At 68.2% G+C, this 12,142-nt stretch carries 11 protein-coding genes and 2 pseudogenes; 11 read left to right on the top strand and 2 right to left on the bottom strand.

What is annotated here, in order from left to right; all coding sequences use genetic code 11:
- Positions 1–94: pseudogene (locus ACWEPL_RS63430) on the bottom strand (daunorubicin/doxorubicin resistance ABC transporter ATP-binding protein DrrA); the annotation flags it as partial.
- A gap of 967 nt (positions 95–1,061) precedes the next feature.
- Between ACWEPL_RS63430 and ACWEPL_RS63425 the strand changes: the two are divergent.
- The 9 genes from ACWEPL_RS63425 (at position 1,062) to ACWEPL_RS63385 (ending at position 10,641) form a co-directional block, all read left to right on the top strand.
- Complete coding sequence (locus ACWEPL_RS63425; protein ID WP_452442577.1) at positions 1,062–1,424, top strand: hypothetical protein; 363 nt, start codon at positions 1,062–1,064, stop codon at positions 1,422–1,424.
- A 540-nt stretch (positions 1,425–1,964) separates the two neighbouring features.
- Positions 1,965–3,080 (top strand): TOMM precursor leader peptide-binding protein, encoded by a 1,116-nt coding sequence (locus ACWEPL_RS63420; protein ID WP_452442575.1) that lies wholly within the window; start codon positions 1,965–1,967, stop codon positions 3,078–3,080.
- A gap of 1 nt (position 3,081) precedes the next feature.
- A complete protein-coding gene (locus ACWEPL_RS63415; RefSeq protein WP_452442573.1) occupies positions 3,082–4,413 on the top strand; it encodes a hypothetical protein in 1,332 nt (443 codons plus the stop codon).
- Positions 4,410–5,543, top strand: coding sequence for a YcaO-like family protein (locus tag ACWEPL_RS63410; protein WP_452442571.1), 1,134 nt, complete (start codon positions 4,410–4,412; stop codon positions 5,541–5,543). Before ACWEPL_RS63415 ends, ACWEPL_RS63410 begins: the two co-directional genes overlap by 4 nt.
- Positions 5,544–5,603: 60 nt before the next feature.
- Entirely contained in the window at positions 5,604–6,839 is a 1,236-nt protein-coding gene (locus tag ACWEPL_RS63405; RefSeq protein ID WP_452442569.1) for an MFS transporter, read from the top strand.
- Positions 6,836–8,788, top strand: a complete 1,953-nt coding sequence (locus tag ACWEPL_RS63400) for a prolyl oligopeptidase family serine peptidase (RefSeq protein ID WP_452442567.1) — start codon at positions 6,836–6,838, stop codon at positions 8,786–8,788. Before ACWEPL_RS63405 ends, ACWEPL_RS63400 begins: the two co-directional genes overlap by 4 nt.
- 775 nt (positions 8,789–9,563) lie before the next feature.
- The gene (locus tag ACWEPL_RS63395) at positions 9,564–9,875 is read left to right on the top strand and encodes a hypothetical protein (RefSeq protein ID WP_452442565.1); all 312 of its coding nucleotides are present in this window, start codon (positions 9,564–9,566) and stop codon (positions 9,873–9,875) included.
- 96 nt (positions 9,876–9,971) lie between these two features.
- On the top strand, positions 9,972–10,106 hold the full coding sequence (locus ACWEPL_RS63390) for a hypothetical protein (RefSeq protein WP_452442563.1): 135 nt from the start codon (positions 9,972–9,974) through the stop codon (positions 10,104–10,106).
- Positions 10,107–10,137: 31 nt separating this feature from the next.
- Entirely contained in the window at positions 10,138–10,641 is a 504-nt protein-coding gene (locus ACWEPL_RS63385; protein ID WP_452442561.1) for a DUF4158 domain-containing protein, read from the top strand.
- Here the strand turns inward: ACWEPL_RS63385 and ACWEPL_RS63380 are convergent.
- Entirely contained in the window at positions 10,565–11,029 is a 465-nt protein-coding gene (locus tag ACWEPL_RS63380; protein WP_452442559.1) for a hypothetical protein, read from the bottom strand. The genes ACWEPL_RS63385 and ACWEPL_RS63380 overlap by 77 nt on opposite strands.
- A 175-nt stretch (positions 11,030–11,204) precedes the next feature.
- Here ACWEPL_RS63380 and ACWEPL_RS63375 point away from each other — a divergent pair, with 175 nt between their 5' ends.
- Positions 11,205–11,396: a transposase gene (locus ACWEPL_RS63375; protein ID WP_452442579.1), complete on the top strand. Its 192-nt coding sequence runs from the start codon at positions 11,205–11,207 to the stop codon at positions 11,394–11,396.
- Between the two features lie 98 nt (positions 11,397–11,494).
- Positions 11,495–11,972: pseudogene (locus tag ACWEPL_RS63370) on the top strand (transposase family protein); the annotation flags it as partial.
- Positions 11,973–12,142 lie beyond the last annotated feature (170 nt).

Raw genomic sequence — 12,142 nt, 5'->3', positions numbered from 1 at the left:
TGCCGACCTCGGTCTTCAGCTCGTCGGGCGTGCCCTCGGCGACTTTGCGGCCGTGGTCGATGACGGCGACACGATCGGCGAGCTGATCGGCCTCGCCGGGGCAGCGCGGAAGGTCGACGCGGTCGTTGACCCGTTGTGCCGCGGGAGAGGCCAATACCTGGAGGATGGCGCGAGGGCAACGCATATCCGAGCCATACCGCGGTTGGGGATCCTGAAGAGGTGGATGAGTCAACCGCGAGGACAAACCGGCTTTGCGGTTCTCGGACCGATACGTCTATACCGTAGGGTCCGCGCATGAGCCACGCGGTCACAAGGGAGCACCGTGTTGGATGTGCGCGGCGCGTATCCCATCGCGGGCCCGCCGTACGCGTGCGTCGGGACTGCCGCGCAGTGCGGTCACTCCGACTCCACATTCAAGGTGGGAAAGGCCCGGGACTCGAACACGGTCTGATCTGGTCGATCCGGCATCGGCATCGAGCCGTCCTGCTGCCGGCGATAGCACGCCTGTGTCGAGGCAACACCGTGATCACGGCGAGTTGCGGTGGCTGTATCTATCGGGAGGAAGCTTCGTGGAGAGAAGCCCTTCAGAGCCGGCCGGGAGAGCGGATTCATCGCCGACGATGTCGTACGCGTGAGGCTCGATGAGTTGACGGCGGCGGATTCGCCACGTCGCCAGGGAGTCGATCTCGACCACGCTCGTGCACTTGCCGAGGTGGAGGATCCGTTACCGCCCATACTCGTGCATTTCGCCACCATGCGCGTCATCGACGGGATGCACCGCCTCACTGCCGCCCGGCTGGCCGGTCGAACTGACATCGAGGTGCAGTTCTTTCACGGGACCTCCGACGAGGCATTCCGGTTGGGCGTCCAGGCGAACGTCTCACATGGTCTACCGCTGAGTTTGGCCGACCGGAAGTCGGCCGCGGCACGCATCATCTGCTCTCAACCGCATCTCTCCGACCGGGCGGTCGCCTTGTCGGCGGGCTTGGCGGCGGCAACCGTGGCGTCCCTGCGCACGCAGACCGAAGGGTCCGGTGAAGTCCAGACCAGGACGGGCGCGGATGGCAGAGTCCGCGCTGAACGCCGCGAAGGGACGACTGGTCGCCGGCGAGGTGATCGCGGAGCGCCCGGACGCGACGCTCAGGGAGATCGCTCAAGTGGCAGGCATCTCGATCGCGACTGCCCAGGACGTGCGGCGGCGGGTCCTCGCGGGCGTGGACCCCGTGCCTGATCGATTGAAGTCCACCGAAGAAGACGTGTCTCAGCGAAGGGCCTCGCTGAACGGCGCCGGCGGCACCACGGACCGGATCGACGTCACACGAATGATCGACACACTGCGGCGTGACCCGTCGCTTCGCTATTCCGATTCCGGCCGCCTGGCGGAGCCGGTGATCTCGGTGGAGCTGATCCAGCCGCGCAGATAGACGTGGTTGGCCGTCGTGGAGAGGCCGCGCACGGGGACCGTCTCGAGCACCGTTCCGGTCTCCGTGTCCAACCGCGCGAGATCGGGGCCGCTTCGGCGGCACCGCCCGGTTTCGGTGGTCGGGCGGGAAGATGCGGGCCAGGTAGGTCACATAGACGGGCTCCTGGGTCGCCAGGGCTCTTCATGTACGTCAGGCTGACGAAGCCAAGGTGCCGTTGCGGTATACCGCAAACATACCGGGACTCACTAACTTTGCAGGTGTCCAGGGGATCTCACTCTGGAATTGCCAAATTCCTGAACCTGGCGCGGCCGGGTTCAGTGCAAAGGAGGTGAGTTAACGATGGAGATCCAGGAGCAGGCTACGCCCCTCGTTTTCGAGGAGATCGATCCTAATGAGGCCGGCGCATATCTGGCGCTGAGCTACGAGGAGGAGCCGCGCTAATCAGCGTGAGCACTTCACGGACGCAAGACACCTGTCCCGTGGCGGTTCCCCCGCCACGGGGCAGGCGGCCGGGCCACGGGACCAGCGGAAAGGAGTAGCATGCGCAGTCTGTCCACCGTCCTCAACCACTCAGAATCGGGGAGCCGGCTCCGCTTCAGGTCGACAGTGGTGCCGCTTGTCCTGCCCAGCGGAAAGGTGCTCTTTTTCGCGGGGAGCCAGCCACTTCGCGCCGCGGCGGACCCATTGTTGTGGTCGCTCGTGGAAAAACTTCGAGTCGGGTACGAGTCGAGCGCCATTGTCGGTGCCGTCGCCTCGGAAGGACATGAACCGGCAACAGTAATCACTGCTCTCGAACAACTCCACGCGCGTGACCTGCTGTTCGAGGAACGCCCGGCGAATACACAATCGCATAGCGAGCGTTACGCCCGGCAAATTGACATGTTCGCCGGCACGGAGACGGATGAGAACAGCCGATTCACGATGCAGGACAATGTGTCGTCCGCGCACATTGCCCAGATCGGCCTCGGCGGCCTCGGCACGTGGATCGCGCTCGCGCTGGCACCGACGGGAGTGGGGCGGCTCACACTCATCGACGGCGACACGGTCGCGATGTCGAACCTGAACCGCCAGATCCTCTACCGCGAGGACGCGGTCGGCCAGCCCAAGGTCGAGGCCGCTGCCCGCCATCTGATCGAGGTGAACCCCGATCTCGTGATAAACCCGCGCGTGGGCTTCGTGGATGGCATCGAGGGCGCGGACGCTCTCGTTCCCGACTGCGACCTTCTCATCGTGTCCGCCGACGAGCCGTTCCTGCAGATCCGCAACTGGATCACCGAGGTCTGCCACAAGCGGCGCATCCCACACCTCTTCGTCGCCGCGGGCGGCGTGGGCCCCTTGGTGGTCCCGGGCGGCGCGGACGCGTGCTGGCACTGCCTCGAGGTGCGGACCCGCAGTACGTTCCCGGAGCTCGACCAGGTCGTCGAGCTGCTGTCGAGCGCCCAGCGCCCCCGGCATCCGCAGCCGATCACGCCTGGCTACCATCCGCTCATGGCAGGGGTCGTGGTACTCGAGGCCGTGCGGCACTGCAGCGGTTTCGAGCGACCTCGGACGATCGGCGCCCAGCTCGTATGGGATGCGGGCAGCTCGACGATGCGCCGGACGGAGATCGCGGCGGACCCGGCGTGCCCGAATCATGCCGGCCCTTCAGCGTCCTGACATGTGCACGGACCTTCGTGCCACGGTCGCACTGGCCGATCACGTGCAGGCCAAGAGCCATGGCGACGTCATGGAGTTGGCGGCGCCCCTGTGGCGCATGAAGCTCGCCGACGTCACCGGTGCCATCGCGGCGTTTACCACCGCCAGCGAAGTGCCGCTCGACGCGTGCGCTGAAGACGACGCCTTGGAAGAGCTGGGGCTCCTAGGGCTGCTGACGGTCAGGCTGAGCGGACCGCCGGGCCTTCACGGGCGGGGAGTGGGCCCGTTCAGCCTCGCCGCCACCCGTTCGCCACAGCCGGAGTCCGGCGTGGACGGATCCGCGCGGCTCATCGTCGTGCTCGACGGACGCCGCGCATCCCTAACCTTCCCCGGAAGCGGCACTCTCGACTTACCGGCCGCGCTCGTGAGCGCCCTGCTTCCCGACTGGCCCTCGCCGGGTCCCTCCCCAGCGGCGCATCCCGAGCTCGCGCGGGTGCTCGCGGGCTACCGCGCGGTCCCCAGCGCGCCCCGCCCGCAGGAGACCTGGCAGGAGGCGGTCTTCCGCGAGCACGCGGACCTCGCCCTGTGGAAGGACGCAGGAGGGGATTTCGGCGCGGAGCCGGCGCCGACCGGTCTGGCGAGCCGGGCCATCGTACCCTTGGGCCCGACCTCCGCACCCCTGGACCCGTCCTTCGGGCCAGCACGGACGCGCGCGGCGAACCTGAGGGAAGTCAATGCCGCGTTCCGCCATCTCGCCGCGGCCCGACGGTCTCGCAGAGACGTAGCCGACGGGCCGCTCAGGGTCGGTGCGATCACGGCGCACCTGTCGGAAGTCCGCAGGTTCCGGTCAAGGTGGTCGAGCCGCTGGGGACTGCAGGTTGGCCGCACCAGTACGCCGTCCGCCGGCGCGCTGCACCCGCTCGACGTGGTGCTGCTGGTCTTCGACGGCGATGTCGAGCCAGGGACGTACCGATACGACCCGGAGTGCGACGCGCTGCATCAGCTCTGCACGTTCTCCGGCCGAGGCTGGGGCGCCGCGTCCAGGATCCGCTACGCCGCGGCGGCCTCGACCGGCATGTCGCGCGGGCCCGCGGCCGTGCTCGTGCTGTGCGCGACGGACGCCGTGCTGCACGGCAAATACCGAGGCTTCGCCTACGCCAACGCGTACAAGGACGCTGGCGCAATTCTGACGGCGCTCCAATACTCCGCCGTGGGATCAACGGTGGGCCTGTGCCCCATCGGTGCCACCATCGAGGTGGACGTGAATCGCTGCATGCCGCACGGACACCGTGTCGTTTCGGTGTTCGGCGCGGCGGTCGTGGGCCAACTGCACGACAGCGAGGTTTCTGCGTGAGCCTCGCTGTTGCCCACGTGCGCGCCCGGGGGACCTACACCACAAGGTCCGGTGAGGGGTTCCCGTTCGACGTGGTCGGGTCAGGGGCGGGGTTCACCGAGCAAGAGGCCCGCGCCGTCGCGCGGGGCGAGGCCGCCGAGCGAGCGGCCGCGCATGGCTGGGACGCGCGCACCGCGACCTGGGCCACCGTCGAGGAACTGCGCGCACGTGGAGTGCCGCACCGCACGCAGCAGCAACTCACCCGGCAACGGGACGTGGCACCGGGGAAGTCGTGGGTTCGAGACGACGAGTGCCAGGCGTGGTTGCCGGCCGCCGAACTCGCAGGCAACGCCGTCATGCTCGTCCCGGCCCCTCTGGTCTGGTTGGGCGGCGGTGGCCATGGGGTCCTGCCCGCCCAGTCGGTGGGGACATCCAACGGGCTGGCCGCCGGGACCACGCCTGATCGCGCGACCGTCGCCGCCGTCCTGGAACTGTGCGAGCGCGACGCCGTTCTCGCCTGGTGGTGGGGATGGTGCCCGGGACGTCCCGTCATGCTGGGGGACGCGCGCGTTGCCCTCCTCCAAGACCTGGTGGGCCGCCCAGCGGAGGCGCTCGGAGTGGTCATCGAGCGGGTCCCGGGAATCACGGTCTTCCTCGTCGTCGCACGCTCCGGCTTGCGGCATTCCCTGGGTTGCGGCGCGGGGACCACGCCATCCAAGGGCTTGGAGCACGCGCTGCGGGAAGCCGCCGCCGGGTTGGTCCAATCGGGCCGCGTGGGCGCGGAGTCACGACCTCCAGCGGAGGTGGCCAGCCTCGCCGACCGCTACGCCTGGTACTTCGCGAGCGGGCTCATCTGGGAGTCGGTGCGTCGGCGGATCGTCGGCTGCGATTCCGAGCCGATGCGCTCCGAGTCCCTGACGCCGGGTACACCCAGGCCGGGAGAGCTCGCGGCGCTGCTGGGAGCGTCCGGCCACCGCGTCTGGACCGTGCCCCTGCCGGGCGCCGGGAGCATCCCGGTCGTGCGCGCCCTGAGCGACACGCTCCTACCCCTCAACGCCCACCCCGTCGAGCAGGCGGTGGAACCCGCGAGCGTGCGCACTCCGCTCCTGCGGCGGCGCGACGACCGCGCGGAGCCGCACCCGATCTACTGACAGTGCCGAGCAGTCCCTTGCCCGACGTCGGCGTCCCGCCTCAGGAAGGGAGGAACCGTCGTGCCGAGCGTTCTGCGGCATCGCCGCTACCGTTACCTCTTCACGGCCCAGTTCTCATCGACGACGGCGTCGTCCATGCTGCACTTCGTGCTGCCGCTCCTCGCGTTCGACATCACCGGGTCGACCACGCTGGCAGGTGTCATCACGGCGGTCAGCTTGACCGCGGCGTCCCTGCTCAGTGTTCTGGCGGGGACGATCGCCGACAGACACGACAGGGTGCGGCTCGTCATCCTGGCGCTGCTCGTGCAGGCGCTCGCCTTTGGGGCCCTGCTCCCGCTGTCGGGTTCCGGTGGAGGGTCTCCGCTGGGTCTGGCCATCGCCGCCGGTGCGGTGGCGGCCGCGGGCTCGCTCCTCGTGCCCACGTATGCCGGGATCCTGCGCGTCGTTGTCCCGCGCGAGGAGGTCCGCGACGCCTACACGGTGAACCAGGGCCGGATCCATGTCATCTCGGTCGTCGCTCCGGCGCTTGCCGGAGTGCTTTACGCCGCGCACTCCGGTTGGGTGCTCGCGGCGGGACTCCTGCTCGTGCTGCTCGCCGCAGTCGCGGTGCGGGGAACGAGGTCGCCGGCGCTCGACGTGACACGGATGGCCCGGCCCGCGTTCCTCGTCGATCTGCGTGACGGCTTGCTGTATGTGGCGCACAATCCACCGGTGTGGACCGCGGCGATCGGCGGTGCTGTGATCAATCTGGGTATCAACGGTGCCCTCTTCACCGCGGTACTCGCCCTGCGCTCGCGCGGTACGGCAAGCGCGGAGATCTCCCTTGTCGAGTCCGTCAGCGCGGTCGGGGCGATCGCCGGCGTCTTCGCTGCGGGCTACCTGCTCCGACGTCTGCGAGTCTCGACGGTCACCGTGTGGTGTGGTGCCGCGTACGCGGCTGCCGCGGTGTTGTCGGGGTTCGTGCACACCGCGCTCGTCATCGGTCTTCTGTTCGGGATCGCCACCTTGTTGCTGCCCGCGTGGAACTCGGGTGTGTTCGGCTCGATCGCCGCCGAGACACCGCATGAGCTCCAGGGCCGGGTGCAGGGCTCGATCCAGCTCATCTCGGCTGTCCTGGCGCCGTTGCCGCCGATCCTCAGCGGGCTGCTGCTGGCGTCGGTGCCCTATGGGCTGGGCATGGCCGCGTTCTCCGCCGTGATCGTCGCGGGCACTGCGGCGCAGCTCGCCGGGCAGCGAAGTCGACGGCGCCAGGAATCACCCACCGAACCGATACAGACGAGGCCGACGGGACGATGACCGACCACGACGTGCTTGGAGTGCGCTTCTCGTGCCTCACCGCCGGCGGCCTGACCGAGACCCCGTGGGTGGAATGCGCGGATGCGCCGTCCCTCATGGCGAACTCGGCCGCGCGCCCCGTCGCGCGGTACCTCGTCGTCCGGGGGAGGAGCGTCTACCGCCTCGTCGACGGCGGTTCGCCTGGACGTGGCCGGATCGAGCGTGCCGTCCTCGACGACGACGGGAGCATAGCCGGGCCATGGGCACACATCCTGACGACCCGCGACCTCGGCGGAGCGGAGTCTAGTCGGCTCGTCTGGCGCGGTGTCGAGATCCTCTGCCCGCCGCACGCCGGATGGAGCGAGTCGCGGGCCCTCGTGACTCTGGAAGACGCCCACGACGGTCGCCGGCTTGTGGCCGAGGCCGACCTCGTCGAGCAGCGCTGGATGGGCACGGCCGAAGGAGGGTTCCGTTTCATGGGGGAGGCGGTGTCGGCGACGTGGCGTGGACACGACTCCGTGCTCGTGACGGACCGGACGACCGGACCCGGCGGCGCGGCACTGTGGCGCATCCGCACCGTGCGCCGGCATCACCGCGTCGAGGACGCTTACGACGAAGCAATGTTCCGCGACGACGCCGCGTCCGTGACCGCGTACGCGAGCGCCGACGGAACCCTGTGGGCGCGAGTACGTTCGCGCGACGGCCGTCGCGTCCTCGTCATGAAACGTCCCGCCGCGGGTTGGTGGCGGGTGCGGCCCGTGCGGGGATATGAGGCGTACGGTGTCGGGAACTGGGTGTTCGTGCTCAGGAACGGGACACGGGACACCGCCCGAGGCGTGGTGCCGGGCACGCTCCTCGCGTGCAAGCCACCGGCGACCCCAGGCGGAACACCGGTCGAATCGCGCGTGCTCTTCCGCCCGGAAGCCGGCCAGGCGCTCGCCAGGGTCCTCGTCACCGGCGAGGACCTGGCACTCTCCGTGCTCGACCACGGCACCTCCGAGATCCGGCTCGTCACGCTGGGTTCGGCGGGTGAGCCGAGCGCGGTACGGAGTGCGATCCCCGCCGGGTTCACCCCGCAGGCACTGGTCGCCGGCGAGGACGGCACGCCTTTCGTCACCGCGTCCGGCTTCACCACGCCGGCTCGCCTCGTCCGCCTGGACACGCCCCTCAGTACCTCGACAGGTTCTGGGTCCCGGGTCCTCTGGGCGACCGCCGACGACGGCGTACGCGTTCCGTACACCCTTCACCAGGCTGGGAGCGGCGCGCCACGTCCGACGGTGGTGCTGGTGTACGGCGGCTTCGGAGCGGTCATCGGACCGCGTCACATGCCCCACCTCGAGTCCGCCTGGATCGCGCGCGGGGGCAATGTGGTCATCGCAAACGTACGCGGCGGCGGAGAGCTCGGCCCCGAATGGGCGAGCGCCGGGTTCGGCCCCCGGGTGTGCCGGGCCTTCGCAGACCTGCACTCGGTGGTAGACGCGTTGATAGCGACCGGCGTCGCTCGTCCGGAGCAGATCGGCCTGCTCGGAGCCTCGTACGGGGCTCTGGTGGCGAGCGGTGCGCTGGTCTCGTCCCCAGAGCGATTCGGTGCGGCGGTCCTGCAGTCAGGGGTCTACGACTTGGAGGACGCGAGCGAGCTCGCCGGCGGCCCCAGGCTCGTCACCAAGCTCGGGCTCGGCCGCACCACCCGGCAGAAACTCTCCGGCATCTCTCCGACGGCCATGCTGGACAGGCGGCTCCCGCCGACGCTGGTGATGGCGGCGGAGGACGACGCGATCGTCGATCCGGAGCACTCGCGACGATTCGCCCGGGCGCTGAGGCGTGTGGGGTCATCGTCGGCGCATGTCGTCGTTCCCGTGGGAGGTCACTATTTCGCGGGGCCGGACGTTCAGGCGGTGACGAACTCATTGACGTTCGCGTTCTTCCGCAGTGCGCTCCCCGGGCTGCCGCAACCTGGAGCCGACGGATGAAACCGCGGTTATGACCGTTCCGCGGCGATCCCAGTGAGTTGCCGAAGTTGCTCTTGGCCGTGGCGTCGCCCATCGATCTGCCGCAGTCCGGCGCCGCCTCCGGAGGCTCAGGCTAGCGAAGGAGAGGGCTTGGGCAGGTGCCGGGCCCTCTCCTCATGTCTGAACGACTCAGCTGGCTCTCCTAGGATCGTTTGATCCAGACGGAGTCCGCACATTGCCGAGACCCGTTGCGGCTGACGCAGAGCTTGAAGAAGTCGATCTGAGTGAAGAACGTGCTGTCGCTCCCGCAACCGCCCAAGGGCCGTTGCTGTCGGAAACGGTGGAGATGCTGAGCATCGAGGTGGCGTACTCGGCGTCGACGCTGTTGCCATCGTCCTCCCGGTCGCACACGCTGATGTTCTTGCGGTCGGCCGAGACACGAACGCTCCCGGCCGTGGGCCCTGGTGCTCCAGCCGGAGCTGGGTGCGACAGCCGCCGCCGGATCGGCGAGCAGGGCTAGGACGGTACTTCTGAGAAGAGGATACGAGCGATCATGCGCAGATCCGTCCCATAGAGAAGATCAGAACGACAGTCACTGTGAAGGCGTTCAACCTCAGCCGAAAGCTGCTTTGCCGGCGCTTGGACGGGCCTGAGATCACGGGCGCTGCCCGCCCGCCAGCCCTTCCGCACGGCCCTGCGGGTGCCGAATATTCATCCGCAGGGCGTAGGCATGATGGGCGATCTCGGCCTGGCGGTCTCCCGGGCGCCCCGGCGAGCGGCATGGTGATCGGTTGCGGTGCTGCGCTTGGCCTACCTCAAGCACGCGGTCGCCAAGCACACCTTCTCCCACCTGCAGAACTTCATCTGGTGGCGAGTGATCAACTGGGTAATGCAGCGCAACCGCATGACATTGAGAGCCATCCAGCGATGGCTGCGCACCCCACGGGGATGGCGACCCATCGCCTTCGACGGGGTCGAACTGTTCAAGATCGCATCGGTTCCGGTGACCCGATACCGCTATCGAGGCACCAAGATCCCGTCACCCTCGCCGACAGCCCTGACCACACCTGCCCGACGGCATGACCTCGTGGAGAGCCCGGTGCGGTGAGAGTCGCACGCCGGGTTCGGCGGGCGGGTCCGGGAAACGGACCTGGAGCAATCCAGGCACCGCGCCCGGACTCGACCCGACACTCTCGGCTGGCTGATGCTGCACCGCCGCCTGGTCCGCGACTACGAGGCCCTGCCCACGAGCTCCGAAGTCGTGATCCACATCGTCATGATCGACGTCATGCCCCGCCGTCTCGCCGGCGAATCCACCTCGTCCTGGCGCGGCACCTGAGACTCGGGATCAGACGGGCGTAAACGCCCACTTGTCCTTATCTGTCGGGCAGGCGGTCCAGGATCTGGCGGACGACCGCGGTGGCGTTGTTGCTTCGGACCTCCAGCAGGAGATTGCTCACCCGGACCCACAGCGCGCCCTTCAGCTGAAAGGCATCGTCCCCTTCAAGGTGCCGACCGAGGTGATCGACTATCTGGCCGAACAGCTGGAGATCGCGGACGCGTCATGCTTGAAGCTGTATGCGCAACGGGAGCCGATGCACCGGGAGCATGCCGGGCAGATCCAGACGAAGCTGGGCACGGCGCTGGCGGCTGCCGCAGCAAATCCGGTATTTACTGCGGCGGTCGCGGCGGCTACTCGGCTGCACGAAGGTACGCACGGCCCGACAACTCCGAAAGCTCTCGGCCATCTCTCACCGAAACTGCCAACCTTTGGCGACCCGACTGCCACGCCTCAGATCAGGGGTAGAGCGTGTAGGTCTTGGTGTTGTTGCACACGATCGTGCCCGGCAGGCAGCGCTTGGCCCGGATCGTAATCCGGTCGAGGTTGGTGCGGGTCGTGGACCATTTGAAGCTCTTGTGGCCCTTGTTCCGGCCGGCCTCCTTGTACCCGCCGTAAATTTCGTTGCCGTTGCTCTTCTTGAAGGAGACCTCGACCACGGTCGTCCAGGCGTCGTTCTTGGTGTCCGTCACGCTGCCGCGCGCCTCGCCGTACCCGTTGCTGCAGAGCTTCAGGACGTAGCTGACGAAGCCGTCCTTCGTGTTCAGCTTGCTCCACTTGTCCTTGCAGCCGGCCGAAGAGACGCTCGAGGAAGCGGTGGTGGTGGTGGAGGCCATGGCGGTCATGGCCGGCGTCAGTACGGTGAAGGCCGCAGAGACCCCGACAACAGTGGCGAGCATTTTCGAGGGGGAGAGCTTCCGCATGAAATTCGATCCTTAGTCAGTTAACAAGAACACTTCGCGATGCTCCGCCTGTGATCAGAGCACCGCGATGAATGCTAAACACCGGCGGTATAGCGGTGGTATGTTCACAGCAAGTCGCGGGTCGAACCCCCTGCTCTGGTGGAGCGGCCAGATATCTCTCTGAAGGCTCGCCACCATCCACCCAGCCGTCACCGTCACCGGTCTACGCCGCGCCCGTTACCGCGGTATCAAGAAGGTCCACCTCGAACACATCGTCTGCGCCATCGCCGTCAACCTGATCCGCCTGGACGCCTGGTGGAACGGCCACTCTCTGGCACGGAAACGCACCAGCCAGCTGGCCCGATTCGAACCAGCCCTGACCGCCTGAAACGAGTTAACCAGTAGAGCTCTACACGGGAGTGTAAGAACAACGGCTCTGGCCCGTAATCGGTGGTGGCGCTGAGTGATCAGCTGCCAGGCTGGGCCATGTCGAAGATCGACGATCTTACGGGTGTGGTGTTTGCGGGTTTGTCTGCCCTGGTCATCGGGGGTGTGGAGGGCGAGGATGACCTCATTCGGGTCATGGCCAGGACGCGCGATGAGCCGGTACCGTGCCCGGCGTGCGGGACGCTGACCGGGCGGGTGCACGGCTACTACAGCCGGACGGCGGCCGATCTCCCCGTCGACGGTCGGCGGGTGGTGGTGTCGGTACAGGGACGGCGTCTGCTCTGCCCGGCATGGGATGTGGTCGGCAGACGTTTCGTGAGCAGGTGCCCGGGCTGCTCGAGCGCTACCAGCGTCGAACTCGTCGGCTCACGGGCCAACTGGGCGCCGTGGTCACAGAGCTGGCCGGCCGGGCAGGGGCTCGGCTCTCGGCGGTCCTGCCGTCGCGGTCTCCAGGTCCACGGCACTGCGCCTGCTCATGCGGCTGCCACCGCTGCGGATCCCGCGCGTGCTGGGCGTGGTGGCGGAGCGGGGGCGCTCGGGAGCGTCCGGGTCCGCCAGGTAGGTGTCCACCGTGCGGGAGACCTCGCCGTGGAGGCGCATCGGCTCATCCCCACAGGTAGGCCGCGCGCCGCCGGTAGCGGCCGCCGGCCAGGGTGTTGAGCAGCACCATCGGCCGGGGCGAGGTCC

It is taken from the genome of Nonomuraea sp. NPDC004186 (assembly GCF_053603495.1).
This window is presented reverse-complemented; position numbering and strand designations above follow the sequence as displayed.